Below are 26,877 nucleotides of genomic sequence, written 5' to 3' on the forward strand. Positions count from 1 at the left end.
AGCTGGTGACGTTTCTTGGATATGATAGGCGCGATTTTGTCGCCCGCAATGGCAGGCAGTGTCACTTATTTTCCAGGTCCAGGCCACAATCGCCGAGAGACTCCATAGACGGAGTGTCCGGCACCCTGAGCTTTTCCAACACAGTTAGTGGAGAGATCACCTTGGTAGAGTACGTAGTTTCCCTCGATAAGCTCGGCGTCCATGATGTGGAGCATGTGGGGGGCAAGAACGCATCCCTCGGCGAGATGATCAGCAACCTTGCAGGCGCTGGTGTATCGGTTCCCGGTGGTTTTGCGACGACTTCCCAGGCATACCGTGATTTTCTTGAGCTGAGCGGCTTGAACGATCAGATCCATGCAGCGTTGGACGCGCTGGATGTTGATGACGTCAACGCCCTGGCCAAGACCGGCGCCCAGATCCGTCAATGGATCATGGAAGCCGAGTTCCCTGAGAAACTCAACGCTGAAATCCGTGCTGCGTTTGCGACCCTCTCGCAAGGCAACCCGGACATGGCCGTTGCCGTACGTTCTTCGGCCACCGCCGAAGACTTGCCGGACGCCTCCTTTGCTGGTCAGCAAGAAACCTTCCTGAACATCCGTGGCGTTGAAAACGTGATTCGTGCGGCCAAGGAAGTGTTCGCTTCCCTGTTCAACGACCGTGCGATTTCTTACCGCGTGCACCAAGGTTTTGACCACAAGCTGGTGGCCCTGTCGGCTGGCGTACAGCGCATGGTGCGTTCCGAAACCGGCACCGCAGGCGTGATGTTCACCCTGGACACCGAGTCGGGCTTCCGTGATGTGGTGTTCATCACCGGCGCCTACGGCCTGGGCGAAACCGTCGTACAAGGCGCGGTCAACCCGGACGAATTCTACGTTCACAAACCAACCCTGGAAGCCGGTCGCCCTGCGATCCTGCGCCGCAACCTGGGTAGCAAAGCGATCAAAATGATCTACGGCGACGAAGCCAAGGCCGGTAAATCGGTCAAGGTCATCGACGTAGAGAAGGCGGACCGCGAGCGTTTCTGCCTGAGCGACGCTGAAATCAACGAACTGGCCAAGCAAGCGATGATCATCGAGAAGCACTACAAGTGCCCGATGGACATCGAGTGGGCCAAAGATGGCGACGACGGCAAGCTGTACATTGTTCAGGCCCGTCCTGAAACCGTGAAGAGCCGCACCCAGGCCAACGTGATGGAGCGTTACCTGCTCAAAGAAACCGGCACTGTGCTGGTTGAAGGTCGCGCCATTGGCCAGCGCATCGGCGCGGGCAAGGTTCGCATCATTAAAGACGTCTCCGAGATGGACAAAGTCCAGCCGGGCGACGTGTTGGTGTCGGACATGACTGACCCGGACTGGGAACCGGTCATGAAGCGCGCCAGCGCTATCGTTACCAACCGCGGTGGCCGTACCTGCCACGCCGCGATCATCGCGCGTGAGCTGGGTATCCCGGCGGTCGTCGGTTGCGGCAACGCCACTCAGTTGCTCAAAGACGGCCAGGGCGTGACGGTTTCGTGTGCTGAAGGCGATACCGGTTTCATCTTCGAAGGTGAGCTGGGCTTCGACATCAAGAAAAACTCCGTCGATGCCATGCCGGAACTGCCGTTCAAAATCATGATGAACGTGGGTAACCCGGACCGTGCGTTTGACTTCGCACAACTGCCGAACGCCGGTGTGGGCCTGGCCCGTCTGGAGTTCATCATCAACCGTATGATCGGCGTGCACCCAAAGGCACTGCTGAACTACGACGGTTTGCCGCAAGAAATCAAAGACAGCGTCGACAAGCGCATCGCGGGTTACAGCGACCCGGTTGATTTCTACGTCGACAAACTGGTTGAAGGTATCAGCACCCTGGCTGGCGCGTTTACCCCGAAAAAAGTGATCGTGCGTCTGTCGGACTTCAAGTCCAACGAATACGCCAACCTGATCGGCGGCAAACTGTACGAGCCGGAAGAAGAAAACCCGATGCTGGGCTTCCGTGGTGCTTCGCGTTACATCAGCGAAAACTTCCGCGATTGCTTCGAGCTCGAGTGCCGTGCCCTCAAGCGCGTGCGCAACGACATGGGCTTTACCAACGTCGAAATCATGGTGCCGTTCGTACGCACCCTGGGCGAAGCGAGCCAGGTGATCGACTTGCTGGCTGAAAACGGCCTCAAGCGTGGCGAAAACGGCCTGCGCATCATCATGATGTGCGAGCTGCCATCCAACGCGATTCTGGCTGAAGAGTTCCTTGAGTTCTTCGACGGTTTCTCGATCGGTTCCAACGACCTGACTCAGTTGACCCTGGGCCTGGACCGTGACTCCGGCGTGATCGCTCACTTGTTTGACGAGCGTAACCCGGCCGTTAAAAAGCTGCTGTCCAACGCTATTCAGGCGTGCAACAAGGCTGGCAAATACATCGGTATTTGCGGTCAGGGCCCATCCGATCACCCGGATCTGGCGCTGTGGCTGATGGAGCAAGGCATTGAAAGCGTGTCGTTGAACCCGGACACCGTACTGGAAACCTGGTTCTTCCTGGCTGAAGGCCAAGCGCAAGCTTGAGTCGTTGAGAGAAGGGGCAGGGCAACCCATGGGTTGCCTTGCTCTCTATACGTGTTAGGGCGAGTTCGTGTTCGGATTCGCCCTTTTTTGTGCAAGAGCATTATGCAAAGCAGCAGCCATTTATTTCCCGTTGCCCTGATCAGCGCTGAGCGTCGGGGTGATCTGAGCGAAGACGTTTATCGCTTGAAGCCCGCCAACAGCCCGGATATTTCCGTGGAGTTGGTGGTGACCCGTCTGGGCATGGCCGATGCGGGCCAGGTGCGGGGTGTGCCGGTCATTTTGTTGCACGGCAGTTTTTCCAATCGACGCTTCTGGTATTCGCCCAAAGGTGTCGGGCTGGGGGCCTTTTTGGCCCGGGCCGGCATTGATGTGTGGCTGCCTGAAATGCGTGGCCATGGCTTGTCGTCGCGCAATATTCACTGGGCCAAAAATCGGGTGGCGGATTACGCCCGCTACGATTTGCCAGCCATTGGTGCGTTTGTGCGTGAGCAAAGCGGGCAAACGCCGCATTGGATCGGCCATTCACAAGGCGCTATCAGCCTGGCGGCGGCCCTGGGCGGTGAGTATCTGCAGGCGGCCGACGTGGCCTCGGCGGCGTTTTTTGGCTGTCAGATCAATCGCCGCTACTGGTCGCTGAAAATCCCGCCGGTGCAGTGGGGCGCTTACCTGTTGTTGAAGCGATTTGCGCAGTTGTCAGGCACCCGTCTCAAACGTGGCCCTGAAGATGAACCGGTCAGCATCGCACTCGAAACCCTGCGCTGGAATGGCTTTATGGGCCGTTTTAAAGACGCGGATCGCGATTGGTGGGCCGGCTTGGCACAGGTTGAACTGCCGGTGCTGGTGGTTGCCGCGGAGGGCGACCGACAAACACCGGAGTGGGCTTGCCGCAAACTGTATGACCAACTGGGCGCCGCGCAGCGCCAGTTTGTGTGCCTGGGACGCGAGCAGGGGTTCAGCTCTGACTTTAATCATGTCGACATGCTGGTGAGCCCGGCGGCTCAGCAAGAGGTGTGGCCACGGGTGCTGAACTGGCTGACCCACGCTGAGATGCGTTGATTGAAACCGCTCGGCAAGGGGGAGGGGGTTTCGGCGGGTAGTGGTTGCGGCTACTATATGACGCTTGTGGTGTTTCTGGTCATATTTTGTGGCCGGTTAGCTAATGAGTTCTCATTGGCGAGTGCGCGGCATGTTTAACGCCAGCGCTCGTCAGAACGTCTATAACAGTAGTGCTGCCGTTTTTCATCTTGCTGCGCCCACCTTTAACAGGAGCTAGTTCATGAATCACTACCTTACCCCCGACTTGTGCGATGCCTATCCAGAGCTGGTGCAAGTGCTGGACCCCCTGTTCAGCAACTTTGGCGGGCGTGATTCCTTTGGTGGTGAGATCGTGACCATCAAGTGCTTTGAAGACAACTCGCTGGTCAAAGAGCAGGTTGAACTCAAGGGGCATGGCAAAGTGCTGGTGGTGGATGGCGGCGGTTCCCTGCGCCGGGCGTTGCTGGGCGACATGCTGGCTGAAAAGGCCGCTAAAAATGGCTGGGAAGGTTTGGTGATTTACGGCTGCATCCGTGACGTCGACGTGATTGCACAAACAAACCTGGGCGTTCAGGCGCTGGCGAGCCACCCGATGAAGACTGACAAGCGCGGTATTGGCGATTTGAACGTGGCGGTGACCTTTGCGGGTGTCACGTTCCGTCCCGGAGAATTCATTTATGCCGATAACAATGGCGTTATTATTTCGCCCTCAGCTCTGAAAATGCCGACATGATTCAGGGCAAAAGCTCACCGCTCTAATCACAAGGACCACGGATGCAAGAGGAAGACAACGCACAGTGGGGGCTGGTGTACGCCCTGGTGCTGGACGGTAAGGGCGGTGCTCGCCATATCCCGCGTACTGAGCTGGACACGCTAGAACTGCAAAGTCATGAAAGCCTTTGGTTGCACTGGGATCGCAGTCACCCGCAAGCCCAGACCTGGTTGCGCGGTTCCAGTGGTTTGAGCGATTTCAGTTGTGATTTGCTGCTCGAAGAAAACACCCGTCCCCGTCTGCTGACCTTGCCCAACAACGAACTGTTGCTGTTTTTGCGCGGGGTTAACCTCAATCCGGGCGCTGAGCCGGAAGACATGGTTTCGCTGCGCATCTTTGGCAGTTCGCAGCGGGTTATCTCACTGCGTTTGCGAAGGTTGCGTGCCATTGATGAAATGCTCAGTGATTTTGAGCAAGGCGATGGCCCGAAAGATCCCGCCGAATTGATCTTGTATCTGGCTCAAAACCTGACGCTGAAGGTCCAGGACTTGATCGGCGACCTGTCCGAAATCGTCGATGACGAAGAAGATAAGATAGATGCCGACGAACGGTATACGCCGGAACACGGTGCTATTTTGCCGATCCGTCGAAGAGCCGCTGGTTTGCGTCGTTTTCTGGCGCCACAACGGGACATTTTCGGGCAGCTCGCGCGAACAAAAATCCCGTGGTTCAGCAGTGATGTGCTCGATTACTGGAACGAGCTCAACAACAGCCTGACGCGTTACCTGGAAGAGCTCGAACTCACGCGAGAGCGCGTGGGGCTGGTGCTTGAAGCCGTAGACCGGCGCATGAGCGAGCGCATGAGCCGCATCATGTACCGCTTCGGGGTGATCACCGGGATCTTTTTACCGATTACATTTCTCACGGGCTTGCTCGGGATCAATGTGGGCGGCGTGCCGTTCTCTAATAATCCCTGGGGTTTTCCCGTGGTTTGCAGCCTGATGGTGGTGATTGCCGTCGTGCAGTGGTGGTTTTATCGACGTTTGCAGTGGCTTTGAACGGGCGCGGAATGTGACCCGATTAAAGTGGCTTGCGTCTTTCACTGAGATACCGAGAGGTGCATATGCACGATCCGTTTGAACAGTCGCTACGTGAAATGCTCAAAACGCCGTCATCCAGCCGTGACGATGATGCGTGTTTAGGGCGAGTGCTGAAAACCGCCAATCGCCAGGTAGGCGCGGGCGATCTCTTCAGCCTGCCCGGTCGCTGGATGCAAGCGCTGACGATTGCATTGAATAGCGGTTCGGCCCATATTGCGCCCGTTTCGCGGCGCAAACCTGCTGCTCGCCCTGTTGATAAGGCTGATTGAACATGGAACTTGATCTCTGGACTCAGAGCCTGGTCACGGCAATGACTGCCCTGTGGACTAAAATTGCCAACTTCATCCCGAACCTTTTCGGGGCGCTGGTTGTCGTACTGCTGGGCTTCGTGGTTGCCAAACTGCTCGATACCCTGCTGTCCAAGTTGCTCGCAAAGTTGGGCCTCGATCGCCTCATGGGCGGCACCGGCCTGACCAAGATTCTGGCTCGCATTGGCATCAAGGTGCCGATCTCGATCCTCATCGGCAAAATTGTTTACTGGTTCATCCTGCTGGTGTTTCTGGTGTCGGCGGCGCAATCGCTGGGGCTGGACCGCGTTTCTGCGGCACTGGATATTTTTACGGTTTATTTGCCCAAGGTTTTCGGAGCTTTGCTAGTGTTGTTGGCGGGTGTGCTGCTTGCACAGTTGCTCAATGGCCTGGTGCGGGGAGCGGCCGAGAGCGTCGGGTTTGATTACGCAAGCGGCCTGGGGCGTGTTGCCCAGGGGCTGGTCATCATCATCAGTATTTCCGTGGCTATCAGTCAGTTGGAGGTCAAAACCGACCTGCTGAACCACGTGATTGTGATTGTGTTGATTACCGTTGGTCTGGCTGTGGCCTTGGCCATGGGCTTGGGAAGTCGTGAAATTGCCGGTCAGATTTTGGCCGGGATCTATGTGCGTGAGTTGTACCAAGTTGGGCAAGAAGTGCGAGTTGGCGAGGTCGAAGGGCAGATCGAAGAGATCGGCACGGTTAAAACCACGTTGCTGACCGAGGAAGGTGAGCTAGTCTCCATTTCCAATCGGATCTTGCTGGAGCAGCACGTGACAAGCCGCTAATGCGGCAAACCCTGCTAATGTATGCCGCCGTAAAAATGCCTGCTTTGAAGGCTGATACGGTGGCCATTGACCTGACTGTCGGCACGACTCGTTTTGAATAAAGCCCAATCGCTATCCATGCGCTACGATCCCCGCGAGCTCTCTGATGAGGAGTTGGTTGCGCGCGCGCATGATGAGTTGTTTCACGTTACGCGTGCTTATGAAGAATTGATGCGTCGCTATCAACGCACTTTGTTCAACGTTTGTTCAAGGTATTTAGGGAACGATAGGGACGCGGATGATGTCTGTCAGGAAGTGATGCTTAAGGTGTTGTACGGCCTGAAAAATTTCGAAGGAAAATCGAAATTCAAGACATGGCTATATAGCATCACTTACAACGAATGCATCACACAGTATCGAAAGGAACGGCGAAAGCGTCGCTTGATGGACGCATTAAGTATTGACCCCCTTGAGGAAGCGTCTGAGGAAAAGGCGCCGAAACCTGAGGAAAAGGGCGGACTTGATCGCTGGTTGGTGCATGTGAATCCGATTGATCGCGAAATTTTAGTGCTGCGTTTTGTCGCAGAACTGGAATTTCAGGAAATCGCAGACATAATGCATATGGGTTTGAGCGCGACGAAGATGAGATACAAGCGCGCTCTTGATAAATTGCGTGAGAAATTTGCAGGTCTTGCTGAAACTTAGTTCAGTGCAAATGGCTCTACGTGTAGGCAAGGTCTGATAGACTTGCCGCCGAGTTGTCCCCCGGTATGTGGGACTGCTTTACAATCACCAGATGGGGATTTAACGGATGAAACTGAAAAACACCTTGGGCATTGCCATTGGTTCCTTTGTAGCCGCAACTTCGTTCGGTGCCCTGGCACAAGGCCAAGGCGCGGTCGAGGGTGAACTGTTCTACAAAAAACAGTACAACGACAGCGTCAACCACGTACAAGACGGTTACAACCCAGGCGCATCGATCGGTTACTTCATCACTGATGACGTGTCGATCAACTTCGCTTACGACAAGACCAACTACACTCGTTCGTCGACCAACACTGGCAACCAGAAGCTGCAAGGCGACAACTTTGGTCTGAACGCTCAGTACCACTTCGGCACCGTAGGCGACGCTCTGCGTCCATACGTTTCCGGCGGTGTTGCTCACAAGAGCCTGTCGAACGTTGTAGCTGATGGCCACAGCGGCCGTGACAAGTCGACTTTCCTGACTGCTGGCGCCGGTGTTAAGTGGTACATCACTGACAACCTGTTCGCCCGTGCAGGCGTTGAAGCTGACTACAAACTGGACAACGGCCGTTGGGACTACGCTCCTACCGTTGGTCTGGGTGTGAACTTCGGTGGCAGCGGTGGCAAAGTAGCTCCTGCTCCAGTTCCAGCTCCAGCACCAATCGCTGAGCCAGAACCAGAAGCTCCGATCGCTGAAGTGGTTAAAGTTGAGCTGGACGTGAAGTTCGACTTCGACAAAGCCGTTGTTAAGTCTCAGTACCTGCCAGACATCAAGAACGTTGCTCAGTTCATGCAGCAGTACCCTGCGACCAGCACTACTGTGAATGGTTACACTGACAGCGTCGGTACCGATGCTTACAACCTGAAACTGTCCCAGCGTCGTGCTGACTCTGTGCGTCAGGCTCTGGTACAGCAAGGTGTTTCGGCTGGCCGTGTAGACGCAGTTGGTCACGGTAAGGCAGATCCAGTTGCGACTAACGCAACTGACGAAGGCCGCGCTCTGAACCGTCGCGTTGAAGCCGTTGTACAAGCTCAATCTAATTAATTTTAGATAAGCTGCCAGAAAAACCCGGCTCAGGCCGGGTTTTTCTTTGCCTGTGATTTGCCAGGCGGCGCGGCTATAATTGCGCCCACTTTCCGTTACCCTTCGAGTCCATTGCGCCCATGTATAACCTGGCCCGCCAGCTGCTTTTCAAACTGTCCCCTGAAGCCTCTCACGATCTGTCGCTGGATTTGATCGGGGCGGGCGGCCGTCTGGGGCTTAATGGTTTGTTGTGCAAGGCACCGGCGAAGCTGCCAGTGACAGTCATGGGGCTGAATTTTCCAAACCCGGTCGGTCTGGCTGCCGGTCTGGATAAAAACGGCGCAGCCATCGATGGTTTCGCCCAATTGGGTTTTGGCTTTGTTGAGATCGGCACGGTCACGCCGCGCCCTCAGCCAGGCAATCCAAAACCCCGTATTTTTCGCTTGCCGGAAGCGCAGGCCATCATCAACCGCATGGGCTTTAACAACCTTGGGGTTGATCATTTGCTGAGTCGCGTTCAGGCGGCCCGCTACAGCGGCATTCTGGGCATCAATATCGGCAAGAACTTCGACACGCCGGTTGAGCGTGCCGTCGACGATTACCTGATCTGCCTGGACAAGGTGTATGCCCACGCCAGCTACGTCACCGTCAACGTCAGTTCGCCGAACACACCGGGTTTGCGCAGCTTGCAGTTCGGTGATTCGCTCAAGCAGTTGCTCGAAGCCCTACAACTGCGTCAGAACGAACTGACGCAGCGCCACGGCAAGCGCGTACCGCTGGCGATCAAGATCGCACCGGACATGAGCGACGAAGAAACCGTGCTCGTGGCTCAGGCGCTGCTGGAGACCGGCATGGACGCTGTTATCGCCACTAACACCACGCTCAGCCGCGTCGGCGTAGAAGGTTTGGCCCATGGGGATGAGGCGGGCGGCTTGTCTGGCGCCCCGGTGCTCGAAAAAAGCACGCACACCGTCAAGGTGCTGGCCGCTGAACTGGCAGGGCGTTTGCCGATCATCGCGGCCGGCGGGATTACAGAAGGCAAGCACGCGGCTGAGAAAATCGCCGCGGGTGCGAGCCTGGTGCAGATCTACTCAGGCTTTATCTACAAAGGCCCGGCGCTGATTCGCGAATCGGTTGATGCCATTGCAGCGTTACCGCGCAAGTAACGGGCAGCGCCTGGCGTGCGGGAATAAAAAAGGGCTCCTTTAGGAGCCCTTGGGCCGAAGCCCGCCGCCTGGATAGGACGGCAAGGTTAAATCGTTGTCGCTTCAAGGTGATGTCGGAAGGTGTCCAGTGTTAGCCGACGGCGTTGATTTCGTTGAGTCTGTGGATGCCCGCAGTGCCAGTCATACCGTCCCAGTTGTCGCCGCGTCCTTCGCGCCAGCCGTTAATCCAGGCTTGACGTACCGACGGTAGAGTAAATGGGCAAAGCTCACGGGATTTACCATGTACGCCATTTTGATATCCGCGCAAAAATGCTCTTTCCAACGGATCACGCTTAAGTCTTCTCATAGGGTGTTTCCCTCACTTGTTGACTGTTTTATTTAGCGTCGACCTTCCAAAGGTCGGGGCAGACTGATCTGCCGTCGGGGGTGCTCGCTGCCGGCGTGGCGAGCCTTTCTGTTGTTGCCTGTGCGGCGACAACCTGAGTCCAGTTCTAACCAATGCACTCGGGTGAGGGAATGATCGTTTTGTCATAAGCACGTAACGAAAATGGTGTTACAGCCATAAGACAGGCTGTTTTTACTCGTCCGGCTCCGGCAAAAGCCTGACAGGACGAGCGCTTGCAAAGATGATGAGTTTCATTCTCCGTTGCTAATAGCTGCCTGCTCCATTTGGGCACTATTCGACGAAGGGTCTGAATATGACCAATTGTTTCTTAATGAATGACCTGCCTCAGCGTCTAGACTCACTCTGCCTCAGGGTGGGTGTTGTTGCTGAAGTGGAACGGCACAGTTTCGTGCCACGCGAGCGCTCTTCAAGAAAAGCGCTTGATTGAAAACGGAGCAGGCGATGCGTTGCCTGCCCACAGAAAGCTAAAAGCTCAGGAATCCCATGTCGGATCGTAACGAACTCTTCCTTACCTGCCCTAAAGGCCTTGAAGGTCTGCTCCTCGAGGAGGCTATTGGCCTTGGTCTTGAGGAAGCTCGCGAGCACACCTCGGCCATTCGTGGCTTGGCAGATATGGAAACTGCCTATCGCCTGTGTCTGTGGTCGCGCCTTGCCAACCGCGTGTTGCTGGTCCTCAAGCGCTTCCCGATGAAGAACGCCGAAGACCTGTATAACGGCGTGCTTGACGTTGACTGGCATGATCACATGGTCCCGGACGGCACCCTGGCCGTTGAATTCAGCGGGCATGGCTCGGGCATCGATAACACTCACTTTGGTGCTTTGAAGGTCAAGGACGCCATCGTCGACAAGCTGCGTACGCCGTCTGGTGAGCGCCCGTCGATTGACAAGTTCAGCCCGGACTTGCGTATCCACCTGCGCCTGGATCGCGGTGAAGCGATTCTGTCCCTGGACCTGTCGGGCAGCAGCCTGCACCAGCGTGGCTACCGTCTGCAGCAAGGTGCTGCGCCCCTGAAAGAAAACCTCGCCGCCGCCGTGCTGATCCGTGCCGGCTGGCCGCGCATGGCCGCTGAGGGCGCCGCACTGGCTGACCCGATGTGCGGTGTGGGTACGTTTCTGGTCGAGGGCGCAATGATCGCCGCCGACATTGCGCCGAACCTCAATCGCATTCACTGGGGCTTTGATGCCTGGTTGGGTCACGTACCGGCCATCTGGAAAAAACTCCATGAAGAAGCCACTGAGCGCGCAGAAATCGGCATGGCCAAGCCACCGCTATGGATTCGCGGATACGAGGCCGATCCACGGCTGATTCAGCCCGCGCGCAACAACATCGAGCGGGCTGGCCTGAGCCACTGGATCAAGATTTACCAGGGTGAAGTGGCGACCTTTGAGCCGCGCCCAGATCAAAACCAGAAAGGCCTGGTGATCTGCAACCCGCCGTACGGCGAGCGTCTGGGCGATGAAGCAAGCTTGCTTTATCTCTACCAGAACCTCGGTGAGCGTCTGCGTCAGGCGTGTCTGAACTGGGAAGCGGCGGTGTTCACCGGCGCCCCGGATCTGGGCAAGCGCATGGGCATTCGCAGCCACAAGCAGTATTCGTTCTGGAACGGCGCTTTGCCGTGCAAGTTGCTGTTGATCAAGGTCACCCCGGATCAGTTCGTGACGGGTGAGCGTCGCACCCCTGAGCAACGTCAGGCCGAGCGTGAACAGGCTGAGTCTGTGGTCGAAGCGCCTGTGCAGCAGCAGTTCAACAAGAACGGCAACCCGATCAAGCCTGCACCGGTGGTGATCGAGCAACCGCGCTTGAGCGAAGGCGGGCAGATGTTTGCCAACCGTCTGCAAAAGAACCTCAAGGCACTGGGTAAATGGGTCAAACGCGAGGGGATTGATTGTTACCGCGTTTACGACGCCGACATGCCTGAGTACTCGATGGCGATCGACCTGTATCACGACTGGGTCCATGTCCAGGAATACGCAGCGCCTAAATCGGTTGACCCGGAAAAAGCCTCAGCCCGTATGTTCGATGCCCTGGCGGCGATTCCACAGGCGCTGAACATCGACAAGAGCCGGGTGATCGTCAAACGCCGTGAGCGTCAGAGCGGCACCAAGCAGTACGAGCGTCAAAGCGCGCAGGGCAAGTTCACCGAAGTGATGGAAGGTGGCGTAAAGCTGCTGGTGAACCTCACCGATTATCTGGACACCGGGCTGTTCCTTGATCACCGTCCAATCCGCATGCGCATCCAGAAAGAGGCGGCCGGCAAACGCTTCCTCAACCTGTACTGCTACACCGCAACGGCGAGTGTGCACGCTGCCAAAGGCGGTGCGCGCAGCACCACCAGCGTTGACTTGTCCAAGACGTATCTGGACTGGGCGCGGCGTAACCTGTCGCTGAACGGTTTCTCGGACAAAAACCGCCTGGAGCAGGGCGATGTGATGGCCTGGCTGGATGCCTGTCGTGAAGAGTACGACTTGATCTTCATTGATCCGCCGACCTTCTCCAACTCCAAGCGCATGGAAGGCATCTTCGACGTTCAGCGTGACCACGTGCAGTTGCTCGATCTGGCCATGGCGCGTCTGGCGCCGGGCGGCGTGCTGTACTTCTCGAACAACTTCCGCAAGTTCGTTCTGGATGAGCATCTGGCCGCGCGTTATGCCGTTGAAGAAATTACCGCGAGCACCATCGATCCGGACTTTGCCCGTAACAGCAAAATCCACCGGGCCTGGAAAATCACTGCCCGCTGATGCTGCCCCGGCGGTAATCAGCCCATAAAAAACGCCCCCTTTCTTGCGATCGGGGGCGTTTTTTATTGCCTGCCTGACGTTATGGCGCGATAGACACCGCGCGGTTAGCCACGGCTGGCTGGCGATACAGGTCTAGCAATACCTGATCGAGAATCGAAGACGCACCCCACGGGCGCGGGTCGTTCAGGATGGCGACCACGGCCCAGGTGTCGCCGTTGCTGTCGCGGCTAAAGCCGGAAATGGCGCGCACGGTATTCAGGGTGCCTGTCTTGATGTGTGCCTGACCGTTCATCGCTGTGGTTTTCAGGCGCTTGCGCATAGTGCCGTCTTTACCTGCGATCGGCAGGGAACTGATGAACTCGGCGGCGTAGGGGCTTTTCCAGGCGGCTTGAAGCATTTGCGCCATTTCACGTGCGCTCACACGCTCGGCACGCGACAGACCGGAGCCGTTCTCCATGACCAGATGCGGCGCTGTAATGCCTTTTTTGGCCAGCCATTGGCGGATCACGCGCTGCGCGGCTTTGGCGTCATCGCCGTCGGCATCGGTACGGAACTGAGCGCCGAGGCTGAGGAACAACTGCTGGGCCATGGTGTTGTTGCTGTATTTGTTGATGTCGCGAATGATCTCGGCCAGGTCAGGCGAGTAGGCGCGAGCCAGCAGTTTTGCACCTTTAGGGACGCTGGCCTGACGGTCCTGACCCTGAATGCTGCCGCCCAGCTCTTTCCAGATGGCGCGCACGGCGCCGGCGGTGTAGGTCGCGTGATCAAGCAAGGACAGATACGTCTGAGAGTTGCAGCCGTCTGCCAGTTGCCCGCTGACGGTGACAATTACCGAGCCGTCGGCTTGGGTGACGGGGTTGTAGCGGACATCGCCGGTGCATTGCTTGGCGTTGATGGCCTTGACCTGATTGTCGATGCGGATGCTCGCAATAGGCGGCTCTACCGAGACCAGCACCTTGCCCGAATCGTTACGCGCTACAAAGCGCAAGGCTTTGAGGTTGACCATCAGAGCGTCGGGTTTGACCAGGAACGGCTTGTTTTCGTCATTGCCGTCATCGTTGAACACCGGCAATTGCGGTTGTTCGAAGAAATTGCGATCCAGTACCAGGTCGCCGGTGATTTGCTGCACGCCGTTGGCCCGCAGGTCGCGCATCAACAGCCAGAGCTTCTCCATGTTGAGCTTGGGGTCGCCGCCGCCCTTGAGGTACAGGTTGCCCTGCAAAATACCGTTGTTCAGGGTGCCGTCGGTGTAGAACTCGGTTTTCCACTGGTGGGTCGGGCCGAGCATTTCCAGGGCTGCATAGGTGGTCACCAGTTTCATGGTGGACGCCGGGTTCATCGACACATCAGCATTGAAGACGGTCGGAACACCCGGGCCGGTCAGTGGCAGCAATACCAGGGACAGCGCGTCGTCTTGCAGCTTGTTGGTCTTGAGCGCTTGCTGGACTTTCGGAGTAAGAGTGGCGTTGACAGGGGCGGCATTGGCGCCGAAGGCGAGCGGCAAAAATAGGCTGGCCAGAAACAATGGTCGTAAAGATTTAATCATCAAAAGTAAAACCCTGCAGGCGAGGGGGAAAATAAGAGGGCATGAACAAAAAGTCCCTCGATGGTCATAAAAGTGTTGGCATTATGCCCCAAGGTTATCGGGCTTGTGCATTAGCGTAGGCCAGGGATTGACTTATTTAATGCATAAAACGATGAGTCGCTCACATGCAACCGGGCAGCGCCAGCCTGAAGCTGGTAAAGTGCCGCCGGTAATTACTTAAGAGGATTGTTCAATGGCTACTAATCGTTCCCAGCGTCTGCGCAAAAAACTGTGCGTTGATGAATTTCAGGAGCTGGGTTTTGAGCTGAACCTGGATTTCAAAGAAGACCTGTCGGATGAGGCTGTCGACGCATTCCTTGACGCTTTCTTGAAAGAAGCCATGGAAGCTAACGGCCTGGGCTATGTTGGCGGCGACGACTACGGTCTGGTTTGCCTGCAGAAGCGCGGTTCGGTCAGCGAAGAGCAACGTGCTGCTGTTGAAGCCTGGTTGAAAGCTCGTCCAGAGCTGACCAGCGTTGAAGTGAGCCCGCTGCTGGACGTGTGGTACCCGGAAAAGCCAATCAATCCGGTAGCCTGACGTCAAACACAAAGGCAGCCTGCGTGGCTGCCTTTGTGTGTTTCATACCTTTGCCCGTCCTGGGCGCTGCTTCAAAAATCCATGTGCTGACACTGTATGCGCCTTTCTGCGGGCCTAGCCTCGCAAGGCTCGAATACCGGCACGTCACAGGCTTTTAGTCGTAAATAGCTTTCTTCTTCCAGTCGCCCTCAGCCTCATCGGTTTTAAGCCCTTCAGTCAGCGCGTTGACCTCATCGCTGCTGGGCTCCAGCGTGCTTTGCAGCAGGGCATTGGCGCGCACCAATTGTGCTTCAAACGCTTTGAGTGACTGGCCATACGGGGCAGGGTCGGCCTGCTTGCGCAAATACTGCACGCCGCGCTCATAGGCCAGGCGCGCCTGACCCGGCTGGTTTTGCTGGAAGGCCAACTGGCCAAGGTTATTGAAGAACTCAATATGCAGCACTACCAGCAGGTGACGGATCTCTTTAAGCCAGTGCTTGGCTTCATTGGCGGGCAGTAACCGATCTTTGGCGGCGCGGGTGATCTGGCCATGCAGCGTTTCCAGCAGAAAGCGCACATCTTTGGCCTTGGCTTCGGTCATGATCGGGTTGGGCGGATTGTTGACCGGGATCGACTCACCTTGCGCAACCAGTGCTTCAAGCTCGGCAACCCGTGCTTTTAAGCTGGCGTCGGATTTTTGCAGCAGCAACAGACGTTGGGTGGCATTGAGTTCAAGGCGGGTCAGCAACAACTTGAGTGCCGACGTCATCAGTTGCCCGGGAAAGGTCTCGTTGACTTCACTGCAACGGCGAATACGGTCATTAAGTTCGGTTTTGAGCCGAGCTTTTTCCACCTTGTTGTGTTCCACCATGTGGTTGATGTAGCCGATGGCGATCAAAAGCACGATCCCGGCAACGACGAGCAGGGTGATGATGGAAGGCGTCAACGTTAAAACCTCTTCGGGTGGTCTGCCTGCAATAGAGTGTGCCAGACAATGTTGCTAATAGGCTTGATCTTAAACAGGTGCGTTAGTTCATTGGGGTCAGGCGGTTGGCTATCTATAGAGAGGTCCATATTCGATAGGTGCATTTGGCCATCACTCAAGCCTGATCATCATAGCGCCTTGTAGGAGGCCGGAATATAGGCCCTAGGAGTCATACGTCACACTATGTAGGAAAAGGCTTAGAAGGGCGGGAAGTCATTGATTTCAATAAATTTTCATATTGGGGTTGACGACTTCCAAAACCATCCCTAGAATGCGCGCCAATTGCAGCGTAAAGCGAACAGCGAAACGCATGTAACCAGTGAAGTTGTAGTGTGTCCCCTTCGTCTAGTGGCCTAGGACACCGCCCTTTCACGGCGGTAACAGGGGTTCGAGTCCCCTAGGGGACGCCAATGCGGGAATAGCTCAGTTGGTAGAGCACGACCTTGCCAAGGTCGGGGTCGCGAGTTCGAGTCTCGTTTCCCGCTCCATTTTTAAGCAGCTTCGCTCTCGGGCGGGGTTGAGTGAAAGCCAAAGCACACACTTCGGTGAGTGCAGTTGGCACTGAAATGTACAGTGTACGTTTCGGGCAACGTCCCCTTCGTCTAGTGGCCTAGGACACCGCCCTTTCACGGCGGTAACAGGGGTTCGAGTCCCCTAGGGGACGCCATTATTGCGGGAATAGCTCAGTTGGTAGAGCACGACCTTGCCAAGGTCGGGGTCGCGAGTTCGAGTCTCGTTTCCCGCTCCATTTTTAAGCAGCTTCGCTCTCGGGCGGGGTTGAGTGAAAGCCAAAGCGCACACTTAGGTGAGCGTAGTTGGCACTGAAATGTACAGTGTACGTTTCGGGCAACGTCCCCTTCGTCTAGTGGCCTAGGACACCGCCCTTTCACGGCGGTAACAGGGGTTCGAGTCCCCTAGGGGACGCCATTATTGCGGGAATAGCTCAGTTGGTAGAGCACGACCTTGCCAAGGTCGGGGTCGCGAGTTCGAGTCTCGTTTCCCGCTCCATATTCTTGTTTTAAAGAGTGCTCAGCCACTGTTTAAAGCATTAAAAAAAGAGGCCTCTTAGGCCTCTTTTTTTATGTCTGTACTTTTTACTCCCTACCCAAACAGGCATCCGCCCAATCAATGCACCTCCCGCTGCGAGCGCTTGATTAGTTGCGCCGCCGGATCGGTCTCAAAGCGCGCTTCGAGCACCCGGATATCGAGGTTATTGGGCAGGCTGATGCGATGGGTCAGCACCAGGGTCATGGCCTCGGTGTCGATGCGCAGGGTGTCGGTGAGCATGGGCAGCGGCAGCAAGGCGCCGTTGAACAAACGCAACAACACAAACGCTCGATGGCCGGGCATTTCCACCTGCGCGTATCCGCTTGGTGTCAGGCTCGGGTCGGTCAAGTTGAAGAGTTCGATGCGCAGGTTGGGCGGTGGAAATTCGATCTGTTGATCGGTGGGCGCACCGTTCCAGTAGGCGAAGTCAAAGTCATAAGGCAGACCCGGCCAGCGCTCTGCTTGCCATACAGCGTCGTAGTTACCGGCCAGAGCCAGTCGCGGTGCCCAGGCCCGGCCGACCACACCAAAACCTTCAGGTTGGTATTTGTAGGTGCCGGCCACCTGCATCATTTGCGTGGAGTCGAGCAGTCCATCAGGGTGTTTGGCTTTATCCAGGTGCAACACGGGCCTGTCGATTGCTTCGATTTGAGGCGCGGGCAGCACCCGCAGGGGCGCATCCAGCTTGAAGCCCAACTGCTCCTGGCGTTTCTCGATCCAGCCGCTGCCCAGCGGGTTGCTGTAGCAGACCTCGTTGAGCAGATACTCCGGGCTGTCAGGCTTTAACAGGTGTTCGGGGTTGCGCACCACGCTGCTGCCGCCAAAGGCATATTCCCAGCGCAGCGGAACGCTCAGAACGGGCTGTGCTTGAGTCAGTTGCCAACCGCCAAACAGGCTGTCTTTAAACTGCCGTGGCCCGCTAAAACGCAACTGCTTGTCCAGCAGATTGCTCCGGGTAGGGGCATTGGCGTGTGCCTTGGCGGCGGCCACGCGTTTCGCTTGCCATTCTTGAAGCTGGTATTCGTTCAACCGTTCGCCGGGGCTCAATGGTTCGGGCAGCGGCACGTCTCTGTGCTCGTACGCCACCGGAATGCTCAAGCGCACGCCTGCGTTCCACGACGTGGCCGGCAAGCCCTGCGGCGCATGTGCCAGTCCCACCACGATCACATCACAGCGCGGTTTAAAGGGGGCCAGGTCGCTTTCTTCGCTGACGCTGCTGGTCCCTTCTTCACCGTAATAGGCGTCATCGGTACACAACGCCACGGGCTTAACGTCCATGACCTCGGCGCGCAATTGCCCCGGTTGGCCATCCACCGGCAACAACCGATAACCGACCTTCATGGCCAGTACCGGATACTCTTGATCGTCTACACCCAGGGCGCTAAAACACAGCGCATCGAAGGGCGTCAGGTTACGAAATTCCATGACGCCTCCTCGCACGAGGGCGTTGAACACCGGTGGGCTTCAGGCGAAACCAACTGGTCAAAATCTGTAGAAAAACCTCACAGGCATCGTCCGGCAGGGGCTCGAAGATAAGGCGCAGATCGTGTTGATGGCACATGGGCGTCTCCTGGTCATTGGTAAGCGTTAATCGACCAGCCAACTGCCGTCGCCGTTTTCCAGCGATCCGCCGTGGTCAGTGGTATCGCCTACGCGTGCGACGGCTTTGCCCTCGATGGTCATCAGAGCCGAACCGCTGGTAATGACAGCACCGCAACCCAAAGTGTCGCCAACACGCGCGACCGCGCTGTTGTTGATATTGAACGCTGCTGCGCCACTGTTAACCGTGGTGGGGCCGCACAGCGGGCAAATGTGGTCATGGCCGACCAGTACGACTGCAGGCATAGAAAATCCTCAAAAATTGATGTCGCAGGGGGGATTGCGCTGCGCTTGAAACCTGCGCAACGGAACGTGGGGTTAAAAGCAGTAACAGGAATGGTTAGTCGTGCATCGACGGTGCCGAGCGTGACTCCAGGTCGATAGCCTCTGGCCAGTGCACTTTGGGCGCGAGGCGGCGGGCGAGGTTGAAACGTATTTTTTCGTTGTTCCAGTCACGGGGCGGACGCGGGAACGAGGGCAGCGCTTGCGGGCCTTGCTGCATAAAGAGCTGGGCCATGGCCCAGTACATTTCACCTTGCTGCAGCTCATGGGCGAAATGAAAGCGATCAATCACCTTGCGGGTGCCGGGCTCCAGCACAGCCAAGGTGACCGTCTCAATCAGACCACCGCTGCCCATAGCGCCATAAATGCTGCAGGCCTCGGCGTGCAGATTGTCCCAGTCATACACTTCAGGGTGTGCTCCCCAGGCGCTGCGGCTGAAAGGCTTGAGGCCGTTGTGACGGAAGCGGTAGACATAGACCTTGCGTCGGGCGCGGTTGAAACGGATGGGTTCGTCGCGTGGGGCTGAAGTGTCCATTCGCCAGATGTACACACCTCCCCATATAGGAGCTATAAACGCAAAGAGACCGAAGAAATGAAATACAAAAGAAGGGATATCTCCAGTTGTTCTAAAAATAGCAATCCACATGAAGGGGGGGATGATTGATAGCAATAGAAAAAAAACTGCTAACCAAACACCCACCCCCCGAGTTCTCACGGTGGCGCGCGCCAACTCAAGGTACACATCATCAACATGATTGGGAGGATTAGTGAGTACTGGCGGGTAAGGCTCTATGGATGGAGGCTCGTTTGGCCCCGGTAAATCACGCTTCCAGCCCGGGGCCGGTTTATCGAGTAGAGGTGTTTTAAATAACATGTGTTCTTTCCAGTTCGGAGTGAGCAGGCAGCCACAGGGCGAACGAAATATGAGGGTTAACCGTGCATCGACGGCGCCGAGCGTGACTCCAGGTCGATAGCCTCTGGCCAGTGCACTTTGGGCGCGAGGCGGCGGGCGAGGTTGAAGCGTATTTTTTCGTTGTTCCAGTCACGGGGCGGGCGCGGGAACGAGGGCAGCGCTTGCGGGCCTTGCTGCATAAAGAGCTGGGCCATGGCCCAGTACATTTCACCTTGCTGGATATCGTGGGCGAAGTGAAAACGGTCGACTACCTTATGAGTACCGGGCTCCAGTACTGCCAGCGTGACTGTCTGGGTCGAGCCGCCGCTGCCCATGGCGCCATAAATGCTGCAGGCTTCGGCGTGCAGATTGTCCCAGTCATACACTTCAGGGCGTGCCCCCCAGGCGCTGCGGCTGAAGGGCTTGAGGCCGTTGTGACGGAAGCGGTAGACATAGACCTTGCGTCGGGCGCGGTTGAAACGGATGGGCTCGTCGCGTGGGGCTTCAGTGTCCATTTTCCAGAAGTACATGCCCGCCCATAGGGCTGTAATACACCCGCACAGGCCAACTAAGACTAGAGATAGCGAAGGCGCTCTATGTTGTGTGACTGCATACACAATCAGAATGGCCGGGAAAGCTATGGACAGCAGGAAATTAAAAGGAGCTAGCCAAACGCCTACCCCACGCATCCTCATCGTGGCGCGCGCCAACTCAAGGTACACATCATCAACATGATTGGGAGGATTAGTGAGTACTGGCGGGTAAGGCTCTATGGATGGAGGCTCGTTTGGCCCCGGTAAATCACGCTTCCAGCCCGGGGCCGGTTTATCGAGTAGAGGTGTTTTAAATAACATGCGTTCTTTCCCGTTCAGGTAAGAGCCATCTGCCTCTTCGATCTTTCGAGAAGGCTTCCAGCAGTAAAAGGGCAAGTTAAGTGTTAATGGCTTACAGCAAAGTTTGCCGTAGGACAGATACGAAATAAGCGGACTAACAGCAGACAGGCCATGTGGTTTACTGGTGATCCATTAAGGTGAGTTCCGCATAGGCATCGAGAATGTCGCGATTTGGCCAGTAGGTCAGGGACAAAGTGGCCGCTTCGATGTTGTGTCGACGGCTATCGGGCAGCAGCTCAATCGCACCTTTGATGTCTTTTACTTGCAGTGTGCGGGCATCGGCGGACGTGACTGTCCGAATATTTAGGGTGGGTGTGGTGCTGCTGGCCTGGTAATCCGGTTTTTTTGGCAGTTTGGGAACGGCCAGTGCTGTTTGACGCTTGCTGGCTGGCGTCGCCAGTTCGGGCGGGTTCAAATTGCCTTGCGCCACGACTTCACCGCCCGTGTACTGATCGGCCGCACCATCGCCGTGGCGATGGACCGTAAGTGACCAGCGATACGCCGAACGCTCGGCATCGAAGAGCGGCAGGATCAAGCGATATTCCAGTTGTCGCCTGAGGATTGCCGAGCTCTTGCCCATGTTGCCGGGTGAGTAGGTTTCAACGAATCGCAAGCTGAAGTTCACGCCCGCCTCAACTCCCATGGTCGCGGCGTTGAGTTCGGCAATGGCCATGGCGGCATGTTCAGGTTTGTCCCAATGAATGGGGGGTGTTTCATTGTGATAACCGAAGTAACAGCGGCGGGTCCAACGCTCGAGTGCTGTTGACTCTTCTCCCTCTGCCCATTTGAACAATGCGTATCCTGCTAAACCGAGCAGTAAGGCTATGCCGAGTGGACCTAGCAGCGCTGTAGCACCTGTTGCGGCAGCCCAGATGCCAAACCCGGCTCCAATACCTGAAACTATTGCAGAAAATGCATATCTGGATGCCGCAGTAGCATCGCCTCCCTTAGAGCTGCGATTAGCTGCAAATCCCGCCTGTGTCGCATCATATAAACCAGCAACTGCGCCAATTGTCGCACCGGCTCTAGCCAGCAAGCGTCCGGTATTAGCCAGGGTTTTAAACCTTGCTGTTCGGGCAGGGTTTAGTGCGTTGCTTTTTTGTAGTCGGCTTGAGCCAGCTTCCAGTGCAAGGCCCACAATCTCGACGCTGCTACCCAACACCCCCAAACTACTCCCATACAGCGCCAACCTGGCCTCATCGGATTTATCCCCAATGGCCTTTTCCGCTTCTTCAACGTTCTTCTTCAATGAGTCGCTGGCCAAGTAGAGGCCGCCAATGGCCAGCAGCAGTTCGCTGCTGGTGGCGACACCACGCAGCCCGGTAAAGCCGGTGCGCACCCAGTGCGCCGCTTGTTGGGTTGATACTTTGAGGCCTTGCAGCAGCTTGCGCGTTTGCGGGTCGAGGGTGCCCAAACCGACGGTGACGTTCACCAGCAAGGCGTGTGCGCTTCGGCCCAGATGATCCACGCCCAGGTTGGCCTGGCGCATCAGGCTGTCTTGCAGTTCGGTGACTTTGCCTTCGACCCAAACGCTGATGGTCACGGCATGGTCAACTATTTTAGGGTGCAATACCGCCAGGCTGAGCAGGCCGTTCTGGATGATCGGGCGTACCTGTTTGCGCGCTTGGCGAGCCTCATGGTCGATCTCGCCCAGCTTGTCTTTCGCGCTGTCCGAGGTGCGGTCGATGGCATCAGCGGCTTTTTGTTGCAGGCTGCACAGGTATTCGGATTGCAGGGCGTAGTACTGACCCAGAGTCATCGTCACTTTGAGCTGGGTCAGATGCACGCCGTTATAGAGCAGTTGCACGGCACAGTTAAGACGCGACACAACGCGCGCCACAGCCGGGCTGAGTGCCGGTTGCAAGCGGGCCGCTGCGCTGTTGAGAGCCCCCAGAAGTTGCGCCATGGCCAGTTGCAGATGAGGGCGAACAGAGTGTTTGAACTCGTCGCTGCCGATGAGCGCGACAATCGTGGAATAGAGTTTTTCAGTGTCGTTCCACTCACTCTCATCTGTCTCAGCGTTAAAGCTGGGCAGCAGGTCTGCCAGCAGTTTTTTGTCACGGACTAACAGGGCGCGATAGACCGGGCTTTGCGGATTTTTAAGCCAATCGCTCCACAGTGATGCCGTAGGGCCGGTGTCTGCAGGAGGGTTCTGAGTGTGTGAGCCCTTGTCTTGCGGGGGCGGCGCCTCGCTGATGCCGCCCTCCAGGCAGCGTGCCATGGTTTGACAGTAGGCCAGCCCTGACGGGCGATTGGCCCCGTCGTAGTCATGTTGCTCGATTCGTACAAACTGCTGTGAGCGGCAGGCGGCAACGTAGGCGTGTGCGCTCTGATCGATATAGCGCTGGTAGTTCGCCAACTCCTCTTCATAAAGTCGCTGAAACAGCGCGCGGGCTTGTTCGTCGTAACGCTCTTCCAGCGCCTCATCGGCGCTCAGGGTTCTTTGCCGTACGAGTCGTTCGCGTTGCACCTCGGGGCTGGAAAAGTCCGGTGGGCCATCGCCACTGACAGGATCAATCGCTGGCGGTGTCTGATTGTCAGCGGTTTCACGGTTTACGACGCGGATAGCCAGCAACAGCTGAGAGGTCTGGTATTTGTAGGCCCGCTCTGGCTCGCTCATCCACTGCTGTCGGGTCTCGACCCAGCCGTTACGCAGGCCGTTGTATTCCTGCACCAGACCGATGGTGTCATCCAGCACAAAGGCCAGTACGCCTTGCTGGAGTTTATGGGTCGCGATGGCGCTAATCACAAAGCCCTTCAGCGCGCCTGCACGATGGGCCCTGCTGTAGAACCCGTGCACGCTATCAAAATACGGCGTGTGCGCTTGTTGTGAGTGCTCGTAGAAGCGCCAGTCTTTTACCGGAGGGTTAAGTGTTAGGACTGCGGATGAGGCTTCGGTTTTATGCGCTTGGTACTCGTAGACCTGCTTGTCCACCTGCAGGTTTTCAGTGTTCATGGCCAGGCCGACGCTGGCCGGATTGTCGCGTGCGCTGGCGAGGTCGAGCTTTTGAAAGCGCTCTGGAGCGCGACCGGCTTTGTAACCGTCCAGCACGCTGGCAGGCCAAGGGTCGCTGGCAAAGGCCAGCCAGGCGGTGGCGTGTTTGTCGGTGTCGATGTTGAGGAATGACGCCGGGCCATCGTGATGGGCGCTGACGCATGCATCGGACAAAGAAGCCTCGTTGGCGGGCGCTGGCTCGTAGGGGTTGAACTGGCGCAAATAGCCGTCCGGCGTCACCTGATAAGCCTGCCAGATCGAACGATCCAGCAGCACATAGAGGTAGCCCGCACGCAAGGTGCGTAACCCCATGCGCGTATCAGTTTGTACTGTATCGGGTCGGGTTTGTTCATCCCGTGAGCGCGGCACGAGGGCGTGGCGCAACGGCAGAATGGGCAGGCCCTTACGTTGACAGGCCCTGCAACGGTCCGTTGAAACGGCCGTTTCGCTGATGGCGATGTTGAGTTGTGTACCCACAGTCATGGACAAGCTCCGGCATAGAATAAATCCTCCACAACCTGCCTCCAGGCGCTGTCGTTGAAGAGAGCAAACAAGGTGCTGAGCGGTCGCTGTTCTTGGACAGCCTGCTTGATCACGCTGCGAACGCCGGCATGCTCATGCAGGCGCGGGTGCAGCATCAGGTGGAACAAGGCCAGTGTCAGGAGGTCGGGTTGTTGTGCGAGCCCCAGCGTGCGGGCTTGGCGGATTTGCATGTAAGCCTTTGCAGCGGCTAGCGGCGGGAGTGCTGTAGGGCCGTTCCAGCGATCAGGTGCATAGGTGAGTGGCACTTGCAGCGCCCGCCGCCAACTGCTCAGCAGTGCAGACACCATGGGCACATCCTGCTGTATGGCGTAAGCGCGCTCGTCGGGAGCAGAACCCTGATCGGGGATGCCTGTCAGCATACCGCTGTCGCCGCTGCTAGTGGGCAGCAGCCAGTGTCGAACTGGCCACCACGGCCCCGGTTCATTACGACGGTAAGTGGCGACGAGCAACTCCAGGCGAAGGGGTTCATGCACCGGGAAATACGTGCATGTCTGCCCCTGCGTCAGTTGGCCCAGAGCGATGACGTGGGCGCTGACGGTCTGTGCATTGGCGCCACTGCTGAGCCAGCCACACACACATAGCGTTTGTGGCGGAAAAAATCATCTTTTGCGCGCAGAGCCGAGAGTGCCAACAGCTGTTGTGAGGGCGACCTGCCCGGCTCGGCCAGAGTCACGAGCACGGGGCAAGCTAATGGCGTATGCATCAAATCGGGACGCAGCAGGGGCGTAATCGCTTCCCGGCCGAGGGTTTGATGCAACGCCTCAATGTGCAACGGGTCGTCCGAGGCGCAGTCAGCCGACAGATCGATCAGCAAGTACAGCGTGTCGTCGGGCGCATGGTGTTGCGCGACGAATGCCTGAACAGTGGCCGGGGTCATCGGTTTTTCTCCACGCAGGTCTGGCCTGTATCGGGCAGCAACGTCAGCGCCAGGGCATTACCTTCACCCGCTGCTTTAGCCGTCACCGGGCCCTGCAAGGTGATTGCAACGCCATTGAGATGGATGCCCTGAGCATCCAGCGTGATACTGCCGCCGGGGCCCTGGAACACCACGCGTTCACTGGCCTGCAGTTGATAGACCGTGGTGGCTTGATGCATGCCTTGGCCTGCGGTCAAACGATGCTGGCCTTTGATCGTGCTTTGGCTGTGGCCACCGACTTCGCTTTGGTGATTGGCGGTGGTGGAGTCGTAGCGATCATTGCCGACCTGCTGCCAAAGGTCTTTGCCGATGGTGACCTCATGGTTACGCCCGATGGACAGCGAGCGGTCTCGTCCGATCTCATTGGACTGGTCATGTGCAATGCAGAGGTGTTCGTCATTGCCAACTTCCTCCTTCCTGTCATTGCCCACAAACGTCGTGTTGTCATGCTTGATGTAAACGTTCTTGTCCCGCTCGGCATGGATGTAAACCTCCTGTTGCCCCACCTCATCCTCAAAGCGCAGTTCGTTAAACCCCGTGCCTTTGTGGGTGCGGCTTTTGATGGTCATGCGGGTTTTGTGTTTGGGCAGTTCGTAGGGCGGCAGGTTGGCCTGGCGGTAGGCTCTGCCGGTGGCGATGGGTTGGTCGGGGTCGCCGTCGAGGTAGCTGATGATCAGTTCCTGGCCGATGCGCGGCACGGCCATGGCGCCCCATAAGGTGCCGGCCCAGCCTTGGGTGACGCGGATCCAGCAGGAGCTGTGGTCGTTTTCCTGGCTGTCGCGGTCCCACGGGAAGCTGACTTTGACCCGGCCCCATTCGTCGCAGTAGATCTCTTCGCCCGGCGGGCCGACCACGGTGGCGGTGTGCGGGCCGTCGATGCAGGGTTTGGGCTGCAACGGGGCTTTCCACTCGGCGTCCCAGCGGATGGCGCTGGCCTTTAAATGGTAGGTGGTGCTGTAGTCGCTGCCACCAGCTTCTTCTTGCAGGCTGCTGTGTTGTTTGCCGGTGTGTTCAAGGGCAATGCTGCGCCAGCGGTCGTTGAAGTCCGGGCGCGGATGTTCGCTCAGGTCGAAGGCCAGACCGGGTTGCAAGCGGGCGTCGTCGCCTTCGAGTTCGGCCATGCGCGCGTCGCTGCGCAAGGCGTGGAGGCGGGTTTTGGTAAAAGGTTTACCCGCCGCATCGCGTTTATAGCGGCCGGGGTAGTCGTAGCGCTCGTAGTCCTTGTGCTGGTTTTTCAGGGCCAGGCCGCCATCGGCGGTGTGTTGCTGGTTGTAGCGCGGGTGGGTGAAGGTGTAATCGCGCTGCACCTGGCGAGAGGTGCGCACCTGCTCGGTGTAACTGAAGCGATGCAGGGCAGGCTCTGCCGAATCGCCGCCGCCCATGGGCTGGTAAAGCACCGGGCAGTCTTTGTGGGTGCCGATGGTGCCAAGGCCGCCAACACGATCGGTGAGGATCAAGGTGTGGCCATCGGTGCGGTGTTCGAAGGTGTAGAGCAGGCCTTCTTCAGCGGCCAGGCGGGCAATAAAGTCGAGATCGGTTTCGCCCGCCTGCACGCAGTATTCGCGGGTCTGGTGATCGAAACAGATCTGTTTTTCGAGGTCGGTGATGCGCTGGCCCTTGAGCACCAGGGTGATGATCTCGGGCACGGTTTTGTACTGAAACATCCGCCAGTTGGAGCGCAGGCCCGCGCGGGCCAAGGTCGGTTCGATCACCGCGTGGTAGCGGGTACGGCGAAAACCGGTGTCACCCTGACGGAACAGACTGACCAGACCATGGACATAGCGCACCGGCGTTTCGCCGCGCCACACCGTGAACAGCGCGCCCAAATCGAGGACACGATTAAAGTCCACCGCCGGGTCGTGGCTGACCAGGTCCAAGGTTAATTTGAAGGGTTGCGACAAGCCTTCTTCGAGCTTGAACTCGACCACCTCAAAGGCATCGCCTTGCAGGGGCTCGAAGGTAAAACGCAGATCGCTTTGACGGGGCATGGGCGCTCCTGAGGCACGCTACCGCGCGCCCCGTCATGGCAACGGGGCGTGCGGTGGCGAACACATAAAACTGCCTGCCAGAGCGGGCAGAAACAGC

The 26,877-nt window shown here is 57.3% G+C and carries 22 protein-coding genes and 6 tRNA genes; 17 read left to right on the forward strand and 11 right to left on the reverse strand.

All coding sequences use genetic code 11. The features are described 5' to 3' along the window. The first annotated feature begins 161 nt into the window (after positions 1 to 161). The 9 genes from ppsA (at position 162) to GHO25_RS10770 (ending at position 9,393) form a co-directional block, all read left to right on the forward strand. Positions 162 to 2,537: a phosphoenolpyruvate synthase gene (ppsA, locus tag GHO25_RS10730; protein WP_048369825.1), complete on the forward strand. Its 2,376-nt coding sequence runs from the start codon at positions 162 to 164 to the stop codon at positions 2,535 to 2,537. 102 nt (positions 2,538 to 2,639) lie between these two features. Beyond that, entirely contained in the window at positions 2,640 to 3,593 is a 954-nt protein-coding gene (locus tag GHO25_RS10735; protein WP_153390763.1) for an alpha/beta fold hydrolase, read from the forward strand. Between the two features lie 220 nt (positions 3,594 to 3,813). Next, the gene (rraA, locus tag GHO25_RS10740) at positions 3,814 to 4,305 is read left to right on the forward strand and encodes a ribonuclease E activity regulator RraA (protein ID WP_048369829.1); all 492 of its coding nucleotides are present in this window, start codon (positions 3,814 to 3,816) and stop codon (positions 4,303 to 4,305) included. A gap of 41 nt (positions 4,306 to 4,346) precedes the next feature. After that, positions 4,347 to 5,342, forward strand: coding sequence for a zinc transporter ZntB (locus tag GHO25_RS10745; protein WP_048386838.1), 996 nt, complete (start codon positions 4,347 to 4,349; stop codon positions 5,340 to 5,342). A 65-nt stretch (positions 5,343 to 5,407) separates the two neighbouring features. Further along, positions 5,408 to 5,653, forward strand: coding sequence for a hypothetical protein (locus tag GHO25_RS10750; protein ID WP_048369831.1), 246 nt, complete (start codon positions 5,408 to 5,410; stop codon positions 5,651 to 5,653). A gap of 2 nt (positions 5,654 to 5,655) precedes the next feature. Beyond that, complete coding sequence (locus GHO25_RS10755) at positions 5,656 to 6,480, forward strand: mechanosensitive ion channel domain-containing protein (protein WP_048369832.1); 825 nt, start codon at positions 5,656 to 5,658, stop codon at positions 6,478 to 6,480. Positions 6,481 to 6,573: 93 nt separating this feature from the next. Continuing rightward, positions 6,574 to 7,164, forward strand: coding sequence for an RNA polymerase sigma factor SigX (gene sigX / locus GHO25_RS10760; RefSeq protein ID WP_088500243.1), 591 nt, complete (start codon positions 6,574 to 6,576; stop codon positions 7,162 to 7,164). A 106-nt stretch (positions 7,165 to 7,270) separates the two neighbouring features. Continuing rightward, on the forward strand, positions 7,271 to 8,248 hold the full coding sequence (locus GHO25_RS10765) for an OmpA family protein (protein WP_153390764.1): 978 nt from the start codon (positions 7,271 to 7,273) through the stop codon (positions 8,246 to 8,248). Between the two features lie 119 nt (positions 8,249 to 8,367). Beyond that, positions 8,368 to 9,393, forward strand: coding sequence for a quinone-dependent dihydroorotate dehydrogenase (locus GHO25_RS10770; protein ID WP_048369838.1), 1,026 nt, complete (start codon positions 8,368 to 8,370; stop codon positions 9,391 to 9,393). A gap of 130 nt (positions 9,394 to 9,523) precedes the next feature. On the opposite strand, the gene rmf is transcribed toward GHO25_RS10770, so the two are convergent. Continuing rightward, entirely contained in the window at positions 9,524 to 9,739 is a 216-nt protein-coding gene (rmf, locus tag GHO25_RS10775) for a ribosome modulation factor (RefSeq protein ID WP_082148720.1), read from the reverse strand. Between the two features lie 543 nt (positions 9,740 to 10,282). On the opposite strand from rmf, the gene rlmKL reads away from it, so the two are divergent. Then, a complete protein-coding gene (gene rlmKL, locus GHO25_RS10780; protein ID WP_048369839.1) occupies positions 10,283 to 12,538 on the forward strand; it encodes a bifunctional 23S rRNA (guanine(2069)-N(7))-methyltransferase RlmK/23S rRNA (guanine(2445)-N(2))-methyltransferase RlmL in 2,256 nt (751 codons plus the stop codon). Between the two features lie 79 nt (positions 12,539 to 12,617). On the opposite strand, the gene dacB is transcribed toward rlmKL, so the two are convergent. After that, positions 12,618 to 14,084: a D-alanyl-D-alanine carboxypeptidase/D-alanyl-D-alanine-endopeptidase gene (gene dacB / locus GHO25_RS10785; RefSeq protein WP_048386840.1), complete on the reverse strand. Its 1,467-nt coding sequence runs from the start codon at positions 14,082 to 14,084 to the stop codon at positions 12,618 to 12,620. A gap of 232 nt (positions 14,085 to 14,316) precedes the next feature. Between dacB and GHO25_RS10790 the strand changes: the two genes are divergently transcribed. Further along, positions 14,317 to 14,661, forward strand: a complete 345-nt coding sequence (locus GHO25_RS10790) for a YggL family protein (RefSeq protein WP_048369844.1) — start codon at positions 14,317 to 14,319, stop codon at positions 14,659 to 14,661. A 154-nt stretch (positions 14,662 to 14,815) separates the two neighbouring features. Here the strand turns inward: GHO25_RS10790 and GHO25_RS10795 are convergent, their stop codons facing one another. Next, the gene (locus GHO25_RS10795; protein WP_123751827.1) at positions 14,816 to 15,586 is read right to left on the reverse strand and encodes a hypothetical protein; all 771 of its coding nucleotides are present in this window, start codon (positions 15,584 to 15,586) and stop codon (positions 14,816 to 14,818) included. 373 nt (positions 15,587 to 15,959) lie between these two features. Here GHO25_RS10795 and GHO25_RS10800 point away from each other — a divergent pair. The 6 genes from GHO25_RS10800 (at position 15,960) to GHO25_RS10825 (ending at position 16,633) form a co-directional block, all read left to right on the forward strand. Continuing rightward, a tRNA-Glu gene (locus GHO25_RS10800) sits at positions 15,960 to 16,035 on the forward strand. Between the two features lie 2 nt (positions 16,036 to 16,037). Continuing rightward, a tRNA-Gly gene (locus tag GHO25_RS10805) sits at positions 16,038 to 16,113 on the forward strand. 103 nt (positions 16,114 to 16,216) lie between these two features. Further along, positions 16,217 to 16,292 (forward strand) — tRNA-Glu (locus tag GHO25_RS10810). Positions 16,293 to 16,297: 5 nt separating this feature from the next. Beyond that, a tRNA-Gly gene (locus tag GHO25_RS10815) sits at positions 16,298 to 16,373 on the forward strand. A 103-nt stretch (positions 16,374 to 16,476) separates the two neighbouring features. Beyond that, positions 16,477 to 16,552: transfer RNA gene (locus GHO25_RS10820), tRNA-Glu, on the forward strand. A 5-nt stretch (positions 16,553 to 16,557) separates the two neighbouring features. Continuing rightward, positions 16,558 to 16,633 (forward strand) — tRNA-Gly (locus GHO25_RS10825). A 117-nt stretch (positions 16,634 to 16,750) separates the two neighbouring features. Here the strand turns inward: GHO25_RS10825 and GHO25_RS10830 are convergent. From GHO25_RS10830 to GHO25_RS10865, 8 genes are all read right to left on the reverse strand, one after another. Beyond that, positions 16,751 to 18,097, reverse strand: a complete 1,347-nt coding sequence (locus tag GHO25_RS10830) for a DUF2169 domain-containing protein (RefSeq protein ID WP_153390765.1) — start codon at positions 18,095 to 18,097, stop codon at positions 16,751 to 16,753. A 162-nt stretch (positions 18,098 to 18,259) separates the two neighbouring features. Next, positions 18,260 to 18,517, reverse strand: coding sequence for a PAAR domain-containing protein (locus GHO25_RS10835; RefSeq protein ID WP_153329854.1), 258 nt, complete (start codon positions 18,515 to 18,517; stop codon positions 18,260 to 18,262). Positions 18,518 to 18,611: 94 nt separating this feature from the next. Next, positions 18,612 to 19,427 (reverse strand): DUF6708 domain-containing protein, encoded by an 816-nt coding sequence (locus GHO25_RS26895; protein WP_372240934.1) that lies wholly within the window; start codon positions 19,425 to 19,427, stop codon positions 18,612 to 18,614. A 56-nt stretch (positions 19,428 to 19,483) separates the two neighbouring features. After that, positions 19,484 to 20,299 carry a DUF6708 domain-containing protein gene (locus GHO25_RS26900; protein WP_323370827.1) on the reverse strand — a complete coding sequence of 272 codons (816 nt, stop codon included), beginning with the start codon at positions 20,297 to 20,299 and terminating at the stop codon, positions 19,484 to 19,486. A gap of 157 nt (positions 20,300 to 20,456) precedes the next feature. Beyond that, on the reverse strand, positions 20,457 to 23,816 hold the full coding sequence (locus tag GHO25_RS10850) for a T6SS effector BTH_I2691 family protein (protein WP_153390767.1): 3,360 nt from the start codon (positions 23,814 to 23,816) through the stop codon (positions 20,457 to 20,459). Further along, a complete protein-coding gene (locus GHO25_RS10855; protein WP_153390768.1) occupies positions 23,813 to 24,349 on the reverse strand; it encodes a hypothetical protein in 537 nt (178 codons plus the stop codon). Before GHO25_RS10855 ends, GHO25_RS10850 begins: the two co-directional genes overlap by 4 nt. Positions 24,350 to 24,378: 29 nt before the next feature. Further along, positions 24,379 to 24,753, reverse strand: a complete 375-nt coding sequence (locus GHO25_RS10860; protein WP_153390769.1) for a hypothetical protein — start codon at positions 24,751 to 24,753, stop codon at positions 24,379 to 24,381. Further along, entirely contained in the window at positions 24,750 to 26,780 is a 2,031-nt protein-coding gene (locus GHO25_RS10865; protein ID WP_153373746.1) for a type VI secretion system Vgr family protein, read from the reverse strand. The genes GHO25_RS10860 and GHO25_RS10865 overlap by 4 nt, the downstream gene beginning before the upstream one ends. Positions 26,781 to 26,877 lie beyond the last annotated feature (97 nt).

Source organism: Pseudomonas sp. FSL R10-1350 (assembly GCF_009600525.1).
GTDB lineage: Bacteria > Pseudomonadota > Gammaproteobacteria > Pseudomonadales > Pseudomonadaceae > Aquipseudomonas > Aquipseudomonas helleri.

Bases quoted from the DNA above. Each gene is read 5' to 3' on its own strand.
- GHO25_RS10770 (WP_048369838.1), top strand. From the start codon at position 8,368: ATGTATAACCTGGCCCGCCAGCTGCTTTTCAAACTGTCCCCTGAAGCC.
- rlmKL (WP_048369839.1), top strand. From the start codon at position 10,283: ATGTCGGATCGTAACGAACTCTTCCTTACCTGCCCTAAAGGCCTTGAA.
- GHO25_RS10735 (WP_153390763.1), top strand. From the start codon at position 2,640: ATGCAAAGCAGCAGCCATTTATTTCCCGTTGCCCTGATCAGCGCTGAG.
- GHO25_RS10755 (WP_048369832.1), top strand. From the start codon at position 5,656: ATGGAACTTGATCTCTGGACTCAGAGCCTGGTCACGGCAATGACTGCC.
- GHO25_RS26900 (WP_323370827.1), bottom strand. From the start codon at position 20,299: ATGTTATTTAAAACACCTCTACTCGATAAACCGGCCCCGGGCTGGAAG.
- rmf (WP_082148720.1), bottom strand. From the start codon at position 9,739: ATGAGAAGACTTAAGCGTGATCCGTTGGAAAGAGCATTTTTGCGCGGA.
- rraA (WP_048369829.1), top strand. From the start codon at position 3,814: ATGAATCACTACCTTACCCCCGACTTGTGCGATGCCTATCCAGAGCTG.
- GHO25_RS10790 (WP_048369844.1), top strand. From the start codon at position 14,317: ATGGCTACTAATCGTTCCCAGCGTCTGCGCAAAAAACTGTGCGTTGAT.
- GHO25_RS10850 (WP_153390767.1), bottom strand. From the start codon at position 23,816: ATGACTGTGGGTACACAACTCAACATCGCCATCAGCGAAACGGCCGTT.
- GHO25_RS10865 (WP_153373746.1), bottom strand. From the start codon at position 26,780: ATGCCCCGTCAAAGCGATCTGCGTTTTACCTTCGAGCCCCTGCAAGGC.
- GHO25_RS10830 (WP_153390765.1), bottom strand. From the start codon at position 18,097: ATGGAATTTCGTAACCTGACGCCCTTCGATGCGCTGTGTTTTAGCGCC.
- GHO25_RS10750 (WP_048369831.1), top strand. From the start codon at position 5,408: ATGCACGATCCGTTTGAACAGTCGCTACGTGAAATGCTCAAAACGCCG.
- GHO25_RS10835 (WP_153329854.1), bottom strand. From the start codon at position 18,517: ATGCCTGCAGTCGTACTGGTCGGCCATGACCACATTTGCCCGCTGTGC.
- GHO25_RS10765 (WP_153390764.1), top strand. From the start codon at position 7,271: ATGAAACTGAAAAACACCTTGGGCATTGCCATTGGTTCCTTTGTAGCC.
- GHO25_RS10860 (WP_153390769.1), bottom strand. From the start codon at position 24,753: ATGACCCCGGCCACTGTTCAGGCATTCGTCGCGCAACACCATGCGCCC.
- GHO25_RS10745 (WP_048386838.1), top strand. From the start codon at position 4,347: ATGCAAGAGGAAGACAACGCACAGTGGGGGCTGGTGTACGCCCTGGTG.
- dacB (WP_048386840.1), bottom strand. From the start codon at position 14,084: ATGATTAAATCTTTACGACCATTGTTTCTGGCCAGCCTATTTTTGCCG.
- GHO25_RS26895 (WP_372240934.1), bottom strand. From the start codon at position 19,427: ATGTTATTTAAAACACCTCTACTCGATAAACCGGCCCCGGGCTGGAAG.